The sequence below is a fragment of the Pseudomonas sp. PDM13 genome (assembly GCF_025685765.1).
GTDB classification, from domain to species: Bacteria; Pseudomonadota; Gammaproteobacteria; order Pseudomonadales; family Pseudomonadaceae; genus Metapseudomonas; species Metapseudomonas solani.
In genome coordinates, this window is sequence record NZ_JAOTQU010000025.1 from 74,172 (window position 1) to 90,446 (window position 16,275).

Genomic DNA, 16,275 nt, shown 5'->3' on the forward strand with positions numbered 1-16,275 from the left:
ACATATCAGCCACCCTTAATAAGTACGTACTTTGGGTTCAAACGCAGGAACGGTCTTCGGCGCGAAGTTGACGTCGCGCTTGGTGACGCGCTTCTCACCCGGGTAGTACAGGGTGTGGCACAGCCAGTTCTCGTCATCACGCTCTTCGAAGTCTTCGCGGGCATGCGCGCCACGGGATTCCTTGCGGACCTCCGCTGCGATCGCAGTTGCCTCGGCCACTTCGAGAAGGTTCTGCAGTTCCAGTGCTTCGATACGTGCGGTGTTGAAGGCCTGGCTCTTGTCGGCGATCTTGACGTTGGCGATACGCTCGCGCAGGTCGGCCAACTGGGCAATGCCCTTCTGCATGTACTCGCCGGTGCGGAACACACCGAAGTAGTTCTGCATGCAGTTCTGCAGTTCTTTACGCAGCGGAGCCACGTCTTCGCCGCTGCTGCGCTCGTTGACGCCGGACAGGCGCTTGAGCGACAACTCCAGGTCGGTTTCCGAGGCACCGCGGTGCTCGATACCTTCCTTGAGGGCTTTTTCCAGGTGCAGACCGGCGGCACGACCGAATACCACCAGGTCGAGCAGCGAGTTGCCGCCCAGGCGGTTGGCACCGTGTACCGACACGCAGGCGACTTCGCCGACCGCGAACAGGCCGTCGATGATGACGTCCTTGCCGCTGGCGTCCTGGGTGATGGCCTGGCCATGAATGTTGGTGGCAACGCCGCCCATCATGTAGTGGCAGGTCGGGATCACCGGTACCGGGGCGACGACGGGGTCGACGTGGGCGAAGGTCTTCGACAATTCGCAAATACCCGGCAGGCGGCTGTGCAGCACTTCCTCGCCCAGGTGGTCGAGCTTCAGCAGTACGTGGTCCTTGTCCGGGCCACAACCGTTGCCGGCCAGCACTTCCTTGACCATGGAACGGGCGACCACGTCGCGGCCGGCCAGGTCCTTGGCGTTTGGAGCGTAACGCTCCATGAAGCGCTCGCCATGGGCGTTGATCAGGTAGCCACCCTCACCACGGCAGCCTTCGGTCACGAGGACGCCGGCGCCGGCGATACCGGTCGGGTGGAACTGCCACATCTCGATGTCCTGCACCGGCACACCGGCACGCAGTGCCATGCCGATACCGTCACCGGTGTTGATCAGGGCGTTGGTGGTGGACGCATAGATGCGGCCAGCGCCACCGGTGGCCAGGACCACGGCCTTGGAGCGGATGTAGACGGTCTCGCCGGTCTCGATGCAGATGGCGATGATGCCGACGATGGCGCCGTCCTGGTTCTTCACCAGGTCGACCGCATACCACTCGTTGAGGAACGAAGTGCCGCTCTTCAGGTTGGCCTGATAGAGGGTGTGCAGCAGTGCGTGACCGGTACGGTCGGCAGCAGCGCAGGTACGTGCAGCCTGGCCGCCCTTGCCGAAGTCCTTGGACTGGCCACCGAACGGGCGCTGGTAGATACGGCCCTGCTCGGTACGGGAGAACGGCAGGCCCATGTGTTCCAGTTCGAACACGGCTTCCGGGCCGACGGAGCACATGTATTCGATAGCGTCCTGGTCACCGATGTAGTCGGAGCCCTTGACGGTGTCGTACATGTGCCAGCGCCAATCGTCGTTCGGGTCGGCCGAAGCGATGGCGCAGGTGATGCCGCCCTGGGCGGAAACGGTGTGCGAGCGGGTCGGGAAGACCTTGGTGACTACGGCAGTCTTGTGGCCGCCTTGAGCCAGTTGCAGCGCAGCACGCATGCCGGCGCCGCCGCCACCAACGATGATGGCGTCGTAGGAAAGAGTACGAATGCTAGACATGGATCAGATACCCCACAGAATCTGCACGCCCCAGACGAAGTACGCGAACATGGTGATGCCGCAGACTGCCTGGAACAGGAAACGCACAACGGTTGCCCACTTGCCCAGCGCCATCGGCGTCAGGTAGTCAGTGGAGATGGTCCACATGCCAACCCAGGCATGTACACCGAGTGCAACCAGCCCGAGGAGGCTGAAGATGCGCATCCAGTTCTGGGAGAACAGACCATGCCAGTCAGCATAGGTCAGGCCGGGATTCGCTACGAGGTAGCCCAGCAGGAAAAGGAAATAAGCCGCGAGAACGACTGCAGAAACGCGCTGAGCCATCCAGTCATAGAGGCCCGAACGCGAGAAGTTCGTGACATTGGTTACCATACCCACACCCCCGCCAGCACGATCAGCACCGCGGAAATCGCGATGACGATTTTCGAGCCCAGCTTGCCGCCCTCGAGCGTCTCGCCGACACCCACATCCATTACCAGGTGGCGCACACCGGCAACCAGGTGGTAAAGCAATGCGGACAGCAGGCCCCAAATCACAAACTTGGCCAGCGGACTGGTCAGGCACGCCTTCACCTCACCGAAGCCTTCCTCGGATGCCAGCGACTTGCCGAGCGCATAAAGCAGCACAGCAATACCGACGAAAAGGATGACACCGGAGATACGGTGGAGAATGGACGTGTAAGCAGTGATTGGGAGTTTGATGGTCCTGAGATCTAGGTTTACAGGTCGTTGGCTATTCACGGCTGTTTTTTTCACACTGAGGCCCCTAACAATCAGGGCAAGTTGTCGGGAAGTGCACTGGTCAGGTACCCCTCACCAAAGGAGTGCCGACCACCAGAATACGGGCTTCAAGGCCCCTGGCAGTCGGGCGCTGAGTATAGACAGTTAGCTGACTAATGACAACGGAAAGGCCTCCCCCTAAGAGCGGATTGCGCTCCTTATATAAAAGGCGTAAATAGCGCTCTTTTTCCGCGAAAAACACCCCGCAAACCCCTCTGCCATATGGGTTTCTTCAAATTGACATTCGCATTTATCTCACTATAGTGGTGCGGGCCCTGCGTGGGGGGCTGTCTGATGATTTCAAGCATAAATAGGAGGCCGCTATGGCTGACAAAAAAGCGCAGTTGATCATCGAGGGCATTGCCCCCGTCGAGCTGCCCGTTCTGTCCGGTACCGTAGGTCCCGATGTAATCGATGTGCGGGGCCTGACCTCCACGGGTCGCTTCACCTTTGATCCTGGCTTTATGTCTACCGCCTCTTGCGAGTCGAAGATCACCTACATCGACGGCGACAAGGGCGTACTGCTGCACCGCGGCTACCCCATCGAGCAACTGGCCGATGAATCCGACTACCTGGAAACCTGCTACCTGCTGCTGAACGGCGAACTGCCCAGCGCAGAGGAAAAGGCCAAGTTCGTTGGCACCGTGAAGAACCACACCATGGTTCACGAGCAGTTGAAGAGCTTCTTCAACGGCTTCCGCCGCGACGCCCATCCGATGGCGATCATGTGCGGCGTAGTCGGCGCCCTCTCCGCCTTCTATCACGACTCCCTGGACATCAACGACCCGCACCATCGCGAAATCTCCGCGATCCGCCTGGTCGCCAAGATGCCCACCATCGCCGCCATGGTCTACAAGTACTCCATGGGCCAGCCGATGATGTATCCGCGTAACGACCTGAACTACGCGGAAAACTTCCTGCACATGATGTTCAACACCCCGTGCGAGATCAAACCGATCAGCCCGGTACTGGCCAAGGCCATGGATCGCATCTTCATCCTGCATGCGGACCACGAGCAGAACGCCTCCACCTCCACCGTTCGCCTGGCCGGTTCGTCCGGTGCCAACCCGTTCGCCTGCATCGCAGCCGGCATCGCCGCCCTGTGGGGCCCGGCGCACGGCGGCGCCAACGAAGCGGTACTGACCATGCTCGATGAAATCGGCGATGTCTCGAACATCGACAAGTTCATCGCCAAGGCCAAGGACAAGAACGACCCGTTCAAGCTCATGGGCTTCGGCCATCGCGTGTACAAGAACCGCGACCCGCGCGCCACCGTGATGAAGCAGACCTGCGACGAAGTCCTGAAGGAACTGGGGATCAAGAACGATCCGCAGCTGGAACTGGCCATGCGTCTCGAAGAGATCGCCCTGACCGATCCGTACTTCAAGGAACGCAACCTGTACCCGAACGTCGACTTCTACTCGGGGATCATCCTCAAGGCGATCGGTATTCCGACCAGCATGTTCACCGTGATCTTCGCCCTGGCGCGTACCGTCGGCTGGATCTCTCACTGGAAGGAAATGCTCTCCAGCCCGTACAAGATCGGCCGTCCGCGCCAGCTGTACACCGGCTACGAGCAGCGCGACTACGTCTCGCTCGACAAGCGCAAGTAAGACGTACCGCTCCAGAAAAGCCCCGCATCTGCGGGGCTTTTTCATGGGCGAAGGATAGGTCGGCAGCACTGACGGCGGACGCGGGGTATCTTGAGGGCCACAACCTCAGGACCCGCCGGGCCTCGCGACACTCGGCGCCAACCTGCGAAAGCCATGCGTTCAGCCGCCACTCCAGGCGGGTTGCACCAATGAAAAGGCCCCGCATCGCGGGGCCTTCTCGTGTCAGCAACCGATCACTTCTTCTCGGCGCGCTCACGCAAGTGGCTGAGCGTATTGAACGGCGCATCGACCACGAAGCTGTTGGCCAGCCAGGAGGGCACGCTGCCGCCCGGCTCGGTGTGCACCTGGTAGGTCACCTCGACCTCGCCCGGGCCCTTGGGCACGAACTTCCACACGCCATCCACGGCGGCTACACGTACGAAGCCTTTCTCTTCCGGCACGTACTTGGGCTCGCCCTTGAGGGTGCGGGTCAGGCTGCCGTCGGCGCCTTCGGTGGTGGTGGCGTGGATCACCGAGTCACGCGGGGTGACGGGCCAGGGGGTGTTGAAGCGGGTGTAGGTCCAGCTGTCGGCGCCTTCCGATTTCAGCAGCTTCTGCTGCTCGCACTCATGAATCCAGGCGCAGGAGCCGGAGACGTCTTCCTGCAGCTTGCGCAGGGTGGCGACGTCGGTTTTCAGGGTGGCGACCCCGCGGTAGGCCTTGTACTTGGAGCCGGCGACCTCGCTCAGGTACACCTTGATGCCGTCCTCGTCCTTGGCCAGCTTCCAGTCCTCGGCATGGGCAGTCGAGGCCAGCAGCGCAGTGGCGCTCAAGCCGCAGATCACAGCGATTCGTTGCAGCGAAACCATCTTTGTTCTCCTTCTTATGATGACCAGCCGTCGTCCATCAGGACAGCTACTGGATAGATTGACTGACCGCCACGGCCGTCTCTTGTTCCAACCAGCCCAGCAAACGTATCGCCTCTTCCCGGCTGTCGCCACAGACAAAAAGATCGGCATCGAAGTCGGCACAGACCTTCGGGCGCTCCGGCTGGCCGAATATCGAGCAGAGATGCTCGACGGAGAGATGGATGCAACGCTCCCCCGCCGCCTTGCCCTTGGGCATGCCGGGGATAGGTGAACTGATGGATGGCGCGATGCAACAGGCGCCACAACCTGCACGACAAATCATGATCAGGGGCCCCTCTGCAACGCTGTGGCCGACGTAGGGCGCGGATTCTACTCGCGGCCCCGGGGAAATGGGATATCCCCTAGTCAGCCGATCAGCCACGTCATGCGCCCCAGGTCACCGCCCCCCCCTTTGGCCTTCAGGAGCCGCTGATGCCTCGCTGCGCCAGCGCCTTGTGCAGGGCCTCGCCCACCGCCGAGCCCTGGGGGTAGAACACCGCCGGCTGGCCGATGGGCGCCGCCACGCGCACGCGGGTGCCGGGGGCTGCCTGGTAGTGCACCTGCGACCAGAGGTGCACCCACTCCCCTGCCGGCAGCGCCACCTCAAGGCTGTCGACACCCGGCTCCAGCACCGGTGCCACCAGCAGCTGGTCACCCAGCATGAAACTGCGCGGCAGCTCCTCCAGGCTCGCCGGGTCCTCGGGGTATTGCAGCCAGAGCGGGCGCACCAGAGGCAGCCCGGTACGCGCCGCCTCGTCCATCAACGTGCGGCGATAAGGAGCCAGCGCGGCGAACAGCTGGGCGCAGCGGGCGAAGTGCGCCAGGCTGGCCGGCGAGTCGTAGACCTGATGGTTGTCCGCCGGGCGATTGCCCTCGTGGGTGCGCAGCAGGCTGGTGAAGGCGGAGAACTCCGCCCAGCGCTGCAACAGCTCCTCGCTGCGGTTGTAGTCCTTCAGCGGGTTGCTGATGGTGGTGTAGCCGCCGGTGTCGGCGTGGTTGAGGGTGAAGCCCGAGAGCCCGCCGGAGAGCAGCCCCAGCAGCGCGCTGTGCAGGCCGTCGTGAGCATCCCAGGTCACCAGCTGGTCGCCCAGCCACATGCTGGTGGTCAGCCCCGGGCTGCGGCTGTAGCCGGAGCGGGTGAAGAACAACAGCTCCCCTTCCCCGCCCGCCTCCTCCAGCAGTTCGCGGTTGAGCCGCGCCCATTCCTCGGGGAAGCGGTTGTGCAGCAGCGCCGCCTCCTCACCCGAGGCCGGGCGCGCCTCGAAGGGCAGCGCCTCGCCGAAATCGGCCATCCAGCCGGAGAAGCCCTGGCCGAGCATCTCCTCGCGCAACACGCCCTTCAGCCAGCGGCGCGCCTCGGGGTTGCTCAGGTCCACCAAACCGGCGCTGAAGCTGGTGTTGAGCAGGTCCAGCGGCTTGCCGTCGGCGCCCCGCATGAGGAAGCCACGTTCGCGGGCCTCGCGGAACAGGTTGCGCTGCTCCCCGTCCTTCTCGGCGACGTCCGCCAGGAAGGGGTTGGCGTAGGCCAGGGTGCGGATGCCACGCGCCTTGAGCTCGGAGCTCAGGGCCTGCCATTGCGGGTAGTGGCGCGGGTCGAGGGTCCAGTTCCACCACAGCTGCTTGCCGAAACTGGTGCTGCGCTGGCCCACCCAGTCCTGCAGCCAGAGCCCGGCGATGGGCACCCCGGCGGCGTCGATACGCCCCAGCAGCTCGCGCACCCGCTCGGTACCGCCCTGCAGGCCGAGGATGGCGCCGTGCTGGGTCCAGTCCGGCAGCGGCGCCATGCGCCCCACTACCGAAGTGTGCGCCTGCAGCAGCGCGGCGGGGCTGTCGCCGTTGTAGAGACGTGCGGTGAGGCTGCCCTGGTGCACCTCCAGGCCCACCCGCGCCGGACCACGCAGGTCGAACACCTGGTAGGCGCTGGATTCGCTGAAGAAGGCACGCAGCTTCGAGGTCAGGTAATAGGGCACCGGCGCGTAGCTGGTCCACCAGTCGCCACCCGCACGGGCGCTGAGGTCCGCCGCCAGGGTGATGGGCTGCAGGCCACGGCCGACGCCCTGTTCCTGCACCAGGATGGGCACACGGCGCCCGGCCAGGTCGAAGGCGCTGAACTGCTCGCCGAAGCCGAAGAAGCGCTCGTCGGCGTCCCGTTGCCAATTGAGATAGAGACGGTTGAGGCGCGGGTCATCCAGCGCCACGGCCAGGCGCACACCGCGCCCGCCATCGGCCTCCAGCACCAGCGCGTAGCCACTGACGGAGCCATCGGCGCAACGCAGGTGGCCACGCAGCACCAGGCGCGGGCCGGCGCCCTGGAAGCTATCCAGGCTCTGCTCGCGGCACAGCAGCTCGCGGTGCTCGTCGACGAACAGCGCACCCCGATGTTCTTCGACCTCGGCGGCGCCGATACCGGCCGCGAGGAAGCCGCCCTCGGTGGCCCACAGCCGCTTGGCGGGGTTGCCCTTGGGGCTCAGCGCCAGGCCATGGCCGTTCCAGGCCAGGCGGTAGTCGCCGAAATCGAAGTCACGGGGTACCGCGAAGGCCGGTGGCACCACCAGTTCGGCCAGCACGGCGCGCTGTTTCCACACCTGCAGCCCCTGCCATCCCGCCACACCTGCCGCCGTCACCAGCAACAGGGCTGCCGCCCCTTTTACCCACCTGCGCATCGCTCGCCCCTTTTCTTGTTCTGCACCGCCCTTTAGGCTGGCGCGCATCCATACATCGCGGAGTCACCGTCATGCCGGTTTGGCTACAGACCGCCCTGCTGCTCACGCTGTCCAACGTCTTCATGACGTTCGCCTGGTACGGCCATCTCAAGACCCTGAACACCAAGCCCTGGATCATCGCCGCCCTGATCAGTTGGGGGATCGCGCTGTTCGAGTACCTGCTGCAGGTGCCGGCCAACCGCATCGGCTATACCGCGCTGTCGGTGGGCCAGCTGAAGATCATGCAGGAGGTGATCACCCTCGCGGTGTTCGTGCCCTTCAGCGTCTACTTCATGCAACAGCCGCTGAAGCTCGATTACCTCTGGGCCGGTCTGTGCCTGCTCGGCGCGGTGTACTTTATCTTCCGCGCGTGAGGCCGGGGATGCGTGGCACGCCGGTCATGGCGACCGATCGCGCCAGGGTTCATTTCGGGGGTTCGAGGCGGGTGATCAGGCTGGAGGTGTCCCAACGGCCACCGCCTTCGGCCTGGATCTCGCCGTAGAAACGATCCACCAGCTCGGTGACCGGCAGCTGCGCGCCGTTGCGCTGGGCCTCGGCGAAGACGATGGCGAAGTCCTTGCGCATCAGGTCCACAGCGAAGCCGAAATCGAACTTGCCGTCGAGCATGCTCTGGTGGCGGTGCTCCAGTTGCCAGGACTGCGCCGCCCCCTTGCCGATCACCTCCATGGCCGCCGTGGCGTCGAGCCCGGAGCGCCGGGCGAAATGCAGCGCCTCGGAAAGCCCCTGGAGCAGCCCGCCGACGCAGATCTGGTTGACCATCTTGGTCAGTTGGCCACTGCCCACCGGGCCCATCAGCCGGGTCATCCGCGCGTAACTGTCGATCACCGGCGCCGCACGCTCGTAGAGTTCACGCTCGCCGCCGATCATCACCGTCAGCATGCCGCTCTCGGCCCCGGCCTGGCCGCCGGAGACCGGCGCATCGAGAAAGCCCAGCCCGCGCTCGGCAGCCAGCGCCGCCAGTTCGCGGGCCACCTCGGCGGAGGCGGTGGTGTGGTCCACCAGCACGCTGCCGGGCTGCATGCCGGCGAAGGCACCCTCCTCGCCCAGTACCACGGCGCGCAGGTCGTCGTCATTGCCGACGCAGGTCATCACCAGGTCGGAACCCTGCGCCGCTTCCCGTGGCGTGGCGAAGCTGTCGCCGCCGAACTCGTCGCACCAGAGCGAGGCTTTCTCCGGCGAGCGGTTGTACACGCGCACCTCGTGCCCCTCGCACGCGAGGTGGCCGGCCATGTGAAAGCCCATTACGCCGAGCCCGATAAAGGTCACCTTCGCCATCTCAAACCCTCCACGTGTGCATGTCCCAGGAAGCCTAACACGCGGTTTGCCGAGCCGCGAAAGGCCCTCCATACTCGCCCGGAAGTTGCCGGGACACCCCACAAGCGCCAAGGAGAGCCCCATGCCGCACTGGCTGGTGATAGACCTGGAGGCCACGACCGAGGAAGGCGGTTGGCCCCTGGAAGATATGGAGATCATCGAGATCGGCGCATCGATCGTGGCTGCCGACGGCCGCGAAGTGGACCATTTCCAGCGTTTCGTGCGCCCGTTGCGCCGGCCCTGCCTGACCACCTTCTGCCGCCAGCTGACCCACATCAGCCAGGCCAATGTCGACAGCGCCGCGCCCCTGGCGCAGGTCTGGCCGGCGTTCGAACGCTGGCTGCAGAACTACCAGCCGCGCCTGGTCAGCTGGGTCAGTTGGGGCGAGTACGACCGCCGCCAGCTGGAGCAGGAATGGCGCCAGCAGCAACTGGTCAGCCGCCTCGCCACCATTCCCCACCTCAACCTCAAGCAGCATTTCGCCCGCGTCCGCCAGCTCAAGCAGCCCGTGGGCCTGCACACCGCGCTGCAACTGGCCGGGCTCAGCTTCCAGGGCCAGCAGCACCAGGCCCTGGAAGATGCACGCAACACCGCGCGCCTGCTGCCGCTGGTGCTGCCTGCCAGTTCCTGAAACGCCCCGCCGCATTGCCTAGTGACGCTGCAAAGCGGCTTGGGCATACTGGCGGGCCCTTTTTCCAACCCCTTTCAAGGATCCCGCCATGTTCAAGGTCAACGAGTACTTCGACGGCACCGTCAAATCCATCGCCTTCGGGATGAGCGAAGGCCCCGCCACCATCGGCGTGATGGCCCTGGGCGAATACGAATTCGGCACCAGCCAGCTGGAAGTGATGCATGTCGTCGCCGGCGCCCTGACCGTCAAGCTGCCGGGCAGCGACAGCTGGGAAACCTTCGAAGCCGGCAGCAAGTTCACTGTACCGGCCAATAGCAAGTTCCAGCTGAAAGTCGCCCAGGACACCGCTTACCTCTGCGAATACCGCTGAGTCGCGATGTGTTGAAGAACCGGCCCATGAGGCCGGTTTTTTATTGCCTGGATGCTGGGACCCCTGAAAGCTCCGCGATGATGGGTTTCGCTGCGCTCTACGCCATCCTACGAAGAGCTGGAGCCGATTCAGCTACTCGCCTTCCCTGATATCCACCTCGATGCGCATCCCTTCCAGTTCCGCCAGGTATTCGGCGCTGCTGAACAGGCCGATGCAGGGCATGGCGCCGCGTTCGGCCAAAGTGCCGGCGGCGAGCTTGCGCACCAGGGCCACGGCGGCCATGCAGGGAATGTTGGGGCCGTCGTTGTCGTGGGCGACCAGTTCCCAGGTGAGCACCAGTGGCCGGCCCTGGTGGTCCAGCCCACGCAATGTCACGAACATGCCGCTGAGGCCATCGCCCAGAGGCTCAACCAGCACCGCGCCCTTGCGCAGCAACGACGCCAGGCCGACGGCGTTGCGCACCAGCCCGCCGCGCACCAGCCAGGACAGCGCCCAGGTGCCGAACTGGGTGAGGCGCAGGCCGACGCCAGCGCGGAAGCTGACATCGCGCACGCCCGGGTAGCGCGCGGGGAAGAGTTCCAGGTCGGGAATGTCGCAGATACCCACCCAGCGCGCGCCCATCGGGGCACGGAAGGCGTGGCGGCGCAGGCCCTGCCAGCCATGGATCGAGCCCCAGGCACCATCGCGCCAGAGCCGCACGGGCCGGCCGCAGTAGCCGAGCACCGCCTCCAGGGTCGACAGGCCCGGCGTCTTCTCCGAGGAGCTGATGCCGTGCTCGATACTGTCCAGGCGGCTGAAGCGCGGCAGTTGTTCGTCCACCACGGCGGCGCTGAGGCCGGGCACCGAACTGGCACCGGCGCAGATCAGCAGACCACGCTCGCGGGCCCGCTCATCCAGTCGGTCGATGCCGCAGACGAAGGCCCGCGCATCGGCCAGGTCGATGTAGTGGCAACCAGCTTCCAGTGCCGCCTCGGCGACCCGGTAGTCCTGCCCCTGGAAGGGCCCCACCGTGGAAATCACCACCTGGGCACCCAGCTCGCTGAAGGCCTGGGCCAGCCCGGGCTGGTCGATATCCAGGCGCGCCGCCTGGCAACCGGTTTCCGCCGCCAGGGCCTGGGCCTTGGCCAGGTCGCGCCCCGCGGCGATCACCTCGATGCCCTCGATGCTGCGCAGGCGCCGCACGATCAGCCGGCCGAAATTGCCGTAGCCGCCCAGCACCAGAACCTTCAATCCCTGTGTCACCCCTGACTCCCTGTAAGGCCGATCAGGCCGGCTCGTTCGATGTGGAAAATTGCAGCTCCGCCAGGCGCGCATAGAGCGGGCTGCTGAGCACCAGCTCCTGGTGGCTGCCAATGGCGACCAGCTTGCCCTTGTCGATGACGGCGATGCGATCGGCGCTCTTCACCGTGGCCAGGCGGTGGGCGATCACCAGGGTGGTGCGCCCGCTCATGACCTCGGGCAGGGCCTGCTGGATCAGGTGCTCGCTTTCGGCATCCAGCGCGCTGGTGGCTTCGTCCAGCAGCAGGATGGGTGCATCGGTGAGCAAGGCCCGGGCGATGGCCAGGCGCTGGCGCTGCCCGCCGGAAAGGCCGATGCCGCCGTCGCCCAGGTGCGTCTGGTAGCCCTCGGGCATGCGCTGGATGAATTCGTGGGCGTGGGCGGCCCGCGCCGCAGCCTCCACCTCGGCCTGGCTGGCGTCGGGGCGACCGTAGCGGATGTTGTCCTCGACGCTGCCGAAGAACAGCGCCGGGCTCTGCGACACCAGGGCGAAGCAACGGCGCAGATCGGCCGGGTCCAGGCGCTGGATGGGCAGGCCATCCACCCGCACTTCACCCTCGGTGGGGTCGAAGAAGCGCAGCAGCAGGTCGAAGAGCGTCGACTTGCCCGCACCGGACGGGCCGACCAGGGCCAGGGTCTCGCCGGGGCGCACCTGCAGGTCGATGCCATCGAGGGCCAGGCTCTGCGGCCGGGTCGGGTAGGCGAAGCGCAGGCCGCGCAGCTCCAGCTCGCCTTCGACCCGCTCGGGCAGGCGCAGCAGGTCGCTCTCCGGGGCCTTGATGGTGCTGCGGGTCTGCAGCAGCTCGGCGATGCGCTCGGCGGCACCGGCGGCGCTCTGCAGCTCGCCGATCACCTCGCTGATGGCACCGAAGGCGGAACCGACGATCAGGCTGTAGAAAACGAAGGCGGCCAGGTCACCGCCGGAGATGCGCCCGGCGATCACGTCCATGCCGCCGACCCAGAGCATCACCCCCACCGCGCCGAGCACCAGCACGATGACCACGGTGATCAGCCAGGCCCGCTGGGTGATGCGCTTGCGCGCGGTGTCGAAGGCGCCTTCCACGGTGCGCCCGAAGCGCGCCCGGTCCTGGGCCTGGTGGTTGTAGGCCTGGACGGTCTTGATCTGCCCCAGGGTTTCGCCGACGTAGCTGCCGACATCGGCGATGCGGTCCTGGCTCTGCCGCGACAGCGCCCGCACCCGCCGGCCGAAGAGCAGGATCGGCGCCACCACCAGCGGCAGGGCGACGACCACGATGCCGGTCAGCTTGGGGTTGGTGACGAACAGCAGGCCGATGCCGCCGATCATCATGATGCCGTTGCGCAGCGCCAGGGACAGCGACGAGCCGATCACCGATTGCAGCAGCGTGGTATCGGCGGTGAGGCGCGACTGGATTTCCGAGGCACGGGTGGTTTCGAAGAAGCCGGGGTGCAGCTCGATCAGGTGGTTGAACACGCGCTTGCGGATATCCGCGACGAAGCGCTCGCCCACCCAGGACACCAGGTAGAAGCGGCTGAAGGTGCCCACCGCCAGCGCCACCACCAGGGCGAAGAACAGGATGATCGAATGGTTGAGGGCTTCCGGCGACTGGGTCGCCAGGCCCTGGTCCACCAGCAGGCGGATGCCCTGCCCCATGGACAGGGTGATGGCGGCGGTGAACAGCAGCGCCAGCAGCGCGCCGATCACCCGCCAGCGATAGGGGGCGACGAAGCGCGCGGCCATGCGCAGCGCATTGCGCTGGCGGGAGGAAAGCAGACCCATTGCGAGGACTCGATCGGGAGGAGGCGCCACTCTGCGGGTTTTCCCGCCGCTGCGCCAGCCGCTCTATTGCCTCAGTTGCCCGCCTGGAGGAAGCGCTGCTCATGGTCGGGGCTCGGCAGCAGGCACACCTCGTGGCGACCGAACAGCCGGTAGCGGTTCAGCGCGATGCGGTCATAGAGCCAGTCGCGCAACGCCGCCGGGATCACCCGCAGCACGCCACCCAGGCGCCATGGCCAGGGCAGCAGGCGGGCGATGCGCAGCACCGCGTCGGAGCGCACGAACAGCTCGCGGCCCTCGATGTAGGCCATGGTGTCGAAGTGGTCGGTGGGCAGGCCGTACCAGCGCAGAATGGCCTGTCCCTCGGGCGATTGCACCGAAGCCAGCTTGAACAGCCGCTCGCGGTCGTGGCGGATCAGGAAACGCGCCCAGCCGTTGCACAGCTTGCAGACGCCATCGAAGAGCACCACGCGCTCGCCGGGCTGGATGTGGGGAGGAAAGGAATCGGCGCTCATCACGCGCTCCCGGTCAGGAAAGGATGCCGTCGATACTAGGCCCTGCGCGAAAAGCCGTCGAGCACAGGCGCGGCCCGTGCTCGTGGCCCGTCAACGCTCGGCGAAGCGGTAGTGGCCGATGATCGTGTAGCGGAACAGGATGTCCTCTTCCTGGGTACCGCGGCCGATGTTGTGCAGGGCCAGCGGCGCGCCATCGGCACCGGTGCGGTCGGAGAGGATGCCGATGTGCTGCAGGCCGCGCCCGAGGTCCCAGGTGACGATATCGCCGGGGCGGTAGCTGGCGGCCTGGTCGCTGGGGCGCAGCGCCATGCCCTGGCGCTTGAACCAGGTCATCAGGTTGGGCACGCGGCGGTGGTCGATGTTCGGATCGGGGCGCTTCAGACCCCAGTTACGCGGATAGGCGGAGAAGTGGCTGCGCATGTCCTCGTGCACCGCCTTCTGCAGGTCCAGGCCCTGTTCGCGCAGCGCGCGGATCACCACATCGGTGCACACGCCGGTGGCCAGGGGCACGTCGCCGCCGGGGTAGGCGATGCGTCGATACACCGGGTCGTAGCTCAGGGTCACGCCGATCTGGCCGCGCGCCGAATCCACCAGGCGCACGGCGTCCACCGCCGCCTGGGCCCCCAGGCTGGCCAGCAGCAGGAACAGGCAAAACAGTCGCTTGAGCATGGTCAGCCCCGCCCTTCAGGGAATTGCGGCAGGGAGTCCTGGATTTCCCACCAGTTGGCCCTGGACGCCACGTAGGCGTGGTTGGCGGGGCGTGTTTCCAGCTCGCCTTCCAGCAGGCCGGCGCGAATGCGCAGCACACCGGGGGCTTTCTCGCTCTTGCTGTAGAGGGGCGAGCCGCAGCGCTCGCAGAACACCCGCTGCTTGCCCGGCGAGGAGCTGAAGGCACGCAGCAGCTCATTCCCCGCCAGCAGGCGGAAGCGCGTCTCGTCCACCGGGATATTGGTGACGAAAGGCGTGCCCTGCGCCTTGCGGCACTGGCTGCAATGACAGTTCTGGATCGGCGCCAGCTCACCCTCGATCTCGAAACGGACTCCGCCGCACAGGCAACCACCCTGGACCATCTTCTCTCTCCTTGCAGATGTGCAGCGGCAAGAGTAACGGAGCGGAAGGCAACGGAAAATGCCCGATGGTGTGAGCCATCGGGCCAAGGGTATTCAGCTGTGCAAAGGAGCCTGCCGATCCGGGATTGCGCCCCTGACGCCCCAACCATAAGCCCTGAGGAGAATGCGCCAGGTGCGCAAGCACCGGATCGGCAGGCCCGGCCAACCTTAAGGATCGGTCAGCAGCAACGCCAGGGGCGCCCGCCTTGGGCGGTTTGCGTTGGTTCCCAGGGCGTTGTAGTCATTTGCCAGTCAGCACTCGGAGCCTGCGTCGGCGGCCCAGCCCAGCGGGTACAACAGTTCCTCCTTGTAGCCGGCCCAGACCCGCACCGCATCGGGGAAGGCGTCGTCCAGCTGCGGGTCGCCGCTGTCCACCAGCAGGGGCCGGCCTTCGAGGGTGCCGAGCTTGCGCTTGGTGGCCACCACCCGCAGCCGCTCGAGGCCGATGGCGCGCAACACGCGCGGGCTGATCTGCTGGTTGCCGCGGCCGATGATGTGACCCTGGCCGCCGATGGCGGTGACCAGGAGGAAGGCCGGGTGGCCGTCCACCAGCTCGAACAGCTGGGCCTCGGTGACATCGCGAGCAATCAGCTGGCCGTTCTCGATCACGTCCACACCCAGCAGCGTGGCCTCCAGGCCGAGGTTGGCGGCCAGTCCGTGCAGGGTCGAGCCGGGGCCGAGGACGTAGCGCACGCCCTCCTCCCAGCTTTCCGCCAGCCAGTCGGCGAGGTCCACCAGCACCAGCTCCTCGGACTCCATGCCCGCCTGCTTCACGTGCTGCATGAACTGCCCCTCCACCGGCACCGTCAGCTCGCCGTACCAGCGGGCCGCTACCTTGCCCTCGCGCAGGGCCGCCTCGTCGAGGTCACGCACCTCGCCACTGGCCAGGCGGATCAGGCCGCCTTCCACCAGCCGCCGCGCCAGCTCCCCCGCTGCGCGCGGGCTGATGGCATAGACGCCGGAATGGATTTTCACCCCCGCCGGAATACCCAGCACCGGCTGGCCTTCACGGGCCACGGCGCTGACGTCACGGGCAGTGCCATCACCGCCGGCGAAGAGGATCAGCGACACGCCGGCCTCCTGCAGCGCCTCCACGGCGTGGCGGGTATCGGCGGCGCTGCTGGTCGCCGCCTCCAGGGCACCGATGAGCCGATGGCGGAAGCCCATGCGTGCCAGCAGGTCGGCGCCCATGGCGCCGGGAAAGGTGAGGAACTCCAGGCGCCCGGCCAGGGGCAGCAGGGATTCCAGCGCCAGCTGGGTGCGCTCTTCGGCACGGGGCACGGCGCCACGCGCCAGGGCCTCCTCGGCGACACCGTCGCTGCCCTTGAGGGCAGCCGCGCCGCCCAGCCCGGCCAGGGGATTGATGATCAGGCCCATTCGGAATATCGACATGCCAACCTCTTCGCTGAACTCTCGGCCCGCGTTGCGGGTCAACCCCATGGACCGGCCGGAAAGCGCGATTGGCACAATCGCTGCAAATCTCCCCCGGTCCTTTGCTTTTACGGCGTAATA

17 protein-coding genes are annotated in these 16,275 nt (G+C 66.1%); 4 read left to right on the top strand and 13 right to left on the bottom strand.

Going from position 1 to position 16,275, the window contains the following annotated elements; all coding sequences use genetic code 11:
• Positions 1 to 15: 15 nt before the first annotated feature.
• From sdhA to sdhC, 3 genes are read right to left on the bottom strand one after another with little or no spacing between them, the layout of a single operon-like run.
• The gene (gene sdhA / locus OEJ36_RS23505) at positions 16 to 1,788 is read right to left on the bottom strand and encodes a succinate dehydrogenase flavoprotein subunit (protein WP_184490803.1); all 1,773 of its coding nucleotides are present in this window, start codon (positions 1,786 to 1,788) and stop codon (positions 16 to 18) included.
• A 3-nt stretch (positions 1,789 to 1,791) separates the two neighbouring features.
• The gene (sdhD, locus tag OEJ36_RS23510) at positions 1,792 to 2,160 is read right to left on the bottom strand and encodes a succinate dehydrogenase, hydrophobic membrane anchor protein (protein WP_021216847.1); all 369 of its coding nucleotides are present in this window, start codon (positions 2,158 to 2,160) and stop codon (positions 1,792 to 1,794) included.
• Positions 2,154 to 2,528 (bottom strand): succinate dehydrogenase, cytochrome b556 subunit, encoded by a 375-nt coding sequence (sdhC, locus tag OEJ36_RS23515; RefSeq protein ID WP_081711608.1) that lies wholly within the window; start codon positions 2,526 to 2,528, stop codon positions 2,154 to 2,156. The genes sdhD and sdhC overlap by 7 nt, the downstream gene beginning before the upstream one ends.
• 362 nt (positions 2,529 to 2,890) lie before the next feature.
• On the opposite strand from sdhC, the gene gltA reads away from it, so the two are divergent.
• Positions 2,891 to 4,180, top strand: a complete 1,290-nt coding sequence (gene gltA, locus OEJ36_RS23520) for a citrate synthase (protein WP_263403587.1) — start codon at positions 2,891 to 2,893, stop codon at positions 4,178 to 4,180.
• Between the two features lie 233 nt (positions 4,181 to 4,413).
• Here gltA and OEJ36_RS23525 read toward each other — a convergent pair whose 3' ends face one another.
• The 3 genes from OEJ36_RS23525 to OEJ36_RS23535 form a co-directional block, all read right to left on the bottom strand.
• Entirely contained in the window at positions 4,414 to 5,028 is a 615-nt protein-coding gene (locus tag OEJ36_RS23525) for an START domain-containing protein (RefSeq protein ID WP_263403588.1), read from the bottom strand.
• 46 nt (positions 5,029 to 5,074) lie between these two features.
• Positions 5,075 to 5,350 (bottom strand): YkgJ family cysteine cluster protein, encoded by a 276-nt coding sequence (locus OEJ36_RS23530; protein ID WP_043245692.1) that lies wholly within the window; start codon positions 5,348 to 5,350, stop codon positions 5,075 to 5,077.
• Positions 5,351 to 5,486: 136 nt separating this feature from the next.
• On the bottom strand, positions 5,487 to 7,730 hold the full coding sequence (locus OEJ36_RS23535; RefSeq protein WP_263403589.1) for an alpha-glucosidase: 2,244 nt from the start codon (positions 7,728 to 7,730) through the stop codon (positions 5,487 to 5,489).
• A gap of 71 nt (positions 7,731 to 7,801) precedes the next feature.
• Between OEJ36_RS23535 and OEJ36_RS23540 the strand changes: the two genes are divergently transcribed.
• Entirely contained in the window at positions 7,802 to 8,143 is a 342-nt protein-coding gene (locus OEJ36_RS23540; protein WP_043247147.1) for a DMT family protein, read from the top strand.
• A 49-nt stretch (positions 8,144 to 8,192) separates the two neighbouring features.
• On the opposite strand, the gene OEJ36_RS23545 is transcribed toward OEJ36_RS23540, so the two are convergent.
• Complete coding sequence (locus tag OEJ36_RS23545) at positions 8,193 to 9,065, bottom strand: NAD(P)-dependent oxidoreductase (protein ID WP_021216840.1); 873 nt, start codon at positions 9,063 to 9,065, stop codon at positions 8,193 to 8,195.
• 121 nt (positions 9,066 to 9,186) lie between these two features.
• Between OEJ36_RS23545 and OEJ36_RS23550 the strand changes: the two genes are divergently transcribed.
• Complete coding sequence (locus OEJ36_RS23550) at positions 9,187 to 9,735, top strand: exonuclease domain-containing protein (protein WP_263403590.1); 549 nt, start codon at positions 9,187 to 9,189, stop codon at positions 9,733 to 9,735.
• An 88-nt stretch (positions 9,736 to 9,823) separates the two neighbouring features.
• Positions 9,824 to 10,105 (top strand): pyrimidine/purine nucleoside phosphorylase, encoded by a 282-nt coding sequence (locus tag OEJ36_RS23555; protein WP_263403591.1) that lies wholly within the window; start codon positions 9,824 to 9,826, stop codon positions 10,103 to 10,105.
• A gap of 132 nt (positions 10,106 to 10,237) precedes the next feature.
• On the opposite strand, the gene OEJ36_RS23560 is transcribed toward OEJ36_RS23555, so the two are convergent.
• The 6 genes from OEJ36_RS23560 to OEJ36_RS23585 all read right to left on the bottom strand — a co-directional run bounded on the left by OEJ36_RS23560 (position 10,238) and on the right by OEJ36_RS23585 (position 16,155).
• Positions 10,238 to 11,347, bottom strand: a complete 1,110-nt coding sequence (locus tag OEJ36_RS23560) for a saccharopine dehydrogenase NADP-binding domain-containing protein (RefSeq protein ID WP_263403592.1) — start codon at positions 11,345 to 11,347, stop codon at positions 10,238 to 10,240.
• Positions 11,348 to 11,369: 22 nt separating this feature from the next.
• On the bottom strand, positions 11,370 to 13,142 hold the full coding sequence (locus tag OEJ36_RS23565; RefSeq protein ID WP_263403593.1) for an ABC transporter transmembrane domain-containing protein: 1,773 nt from the start codon (positions 13,140 to 13,142) through the stop codon (positions 11,370 to 11,372).
• A gap of 71 nt (positions 13,143 to 13,213) precedes the next feature.
• Positions 13,214 to 13,654 (bottom strand): thiol-disulfide oxidoreductase DCC family protein, encoded by a 441-nt coding sequence (locus OEJ36_RS23570; protein WP_043246484.1) that lies wholly within the window; start codon positions 13,652 to 13,654, stop codon positions 13,214 to 13,216.
• Positions 13,655 to 13,744: 90 nt separating this feature from the next.
• Entirely contained in the window at positions 13,745 to 14,323 is a 579-nt protein-coding gene (locus OEJ36_RS23575) for a DUF1287 domain-containing protein (protein ID WP_263403594.1), read from the bottom strand.
• A gap of 2 nt (positions 14,324 to 14,325) precedes the next feature.
• Positions 14,326 to 14,724, bottom strand: a complete 399-nt coding sequence (locus OEJ36_RS23580; protein WP_263403595.1) for a GFA family protein — start codon at positions 14,722 to 14,724, stop codon at positions 14,326 to 14,328.
• A 291-nt stretch (positions 14,725 to 15,015) separates the two neighbouring features.
• Positions 15,016 to 16,155, bottom strand: a complete 1,140-nt coding sequence (locus OEJ36_RS23585) for an ATP-NAD kinase family protein (RefSeq protein ID WP_263403596.1) — start codon at positions 16,153 to 16,155, stop codon at positions 15,016 to 15,018.
• Positions 16,156 to 16,275 lie beyond the last annotated feature (120 nt).

Excerpts from the sequence above, each read along its gene's own strand:
- sdhA (WP_184490803.1), bottom strand. The coding sequence starts at position 1,788 with ATGTCTAGCATTCGTACTCTTTCCTACGACGCCATCATCGTTGGTGGC.
- sdhD (WP_021216847.1), bottom strand. The coding sequence starts at position 2,160 with ATGGTAACCAATGTCACGAACTTCTCGCGTTCGGGCCTCTATGACTGG.
- gltA (WP_263403587.1), top strand. The coding sequence starts at position 2,891 with ATGGCTGACAAAAAAGCGCAGTTGATCATCGAGGGCATTGCCCCCGTC.
- OEJ36_RS23525 (WP_263403588.1), bottom strand. The coding sequence starts at position 5,028 with ATGGTTTCGCTGCAACGAATCGCTGTGATCTGCGGCTTGAGCGCCACT.
- OEJ36_RS23530 (WP_043245692.1), bottom strand. The coding sequence starts at position 5,350 with ATGATTTGTCGTGCAGGTTGTGGCGCCTGTTGCATCGCGCCATCCATC.
- OEJ36_RS23535 (WP_263403589.1), bottom strand. The coding sequence starts at position 7,730 with ATGCGCAGGTGGGTAAAAGGGGCGGCAGCCCTGTTGCTGGTGACGGCG.
- OEJ36_RS23540 (WP_043247147.1), top strand. The coding sequence starts at position 7,802 with ATGCCGGTTTGGCTACAGACCGCCCTGCTGCTCACGCTGTCCAACGTC.
- OEJ36_RS23545 (WP_021216840.1), bottom strand. The coding sequence starts at position 9,065 with ATGGCGAAGGTGACCTTTATCGGGCTCGGCGTAATGGGCTTTCACATG.
- OEJ36_RS23550 (WP_263403590.1), top strand. The coding sequence starts at position 9,187 with ATGCCGCACTGGCTGGTGATAGACCTGGAGGCCACGACCGAGGAAGGC.
- OEJ36_RS23555 (WP_263403591.1), top strand. The coding sequence starts at position 9,824 with ATGTTCAAGGTCAACGAGTACTTCGACGGCACCGTCAAATCCATCGCC.
- OEJ36_RS23565 (WP_263403593.1), bottom strand. The coding sequence starts at position 13,142 with ATGGGTCTGCTTTCCTCCCGCCAGCGCAATGCGCTGCGCATGGCCGCG.
- OEJ36_RS23570 (WP_043246484.1), bottom strand. The coding sequence starts at position 13,654 with ATGAGCGCCGATTCCTTTCCTCCCCACATCCAGCCCGGCGAGCGCGTG.
- OEJ36_RS23575 (WP_263403594.1), bottom strand. The coding sequence starts at position 14,323 with ATGCTCAAGCGACTGTTTTGCCTGTTCCTGCTGCTGGCCAGCCTGGGG.
- OEJ36_RS23580 (WP_263403595.1), bottom strand. The coding sequence starts at position 14,724 with ATGGTCCAGGGTGGTTGCCTGTGCGGCGGAGTCCGTTTCGAGATCGAG.
- OEJ36_RS23585 (WP_263403596.1), bottom strand. The coding sequence starts at position 16,155 with ATGTCGATATTCCGAATGGGCCTGATCATCAATCCCCTGGCCGGGCTG.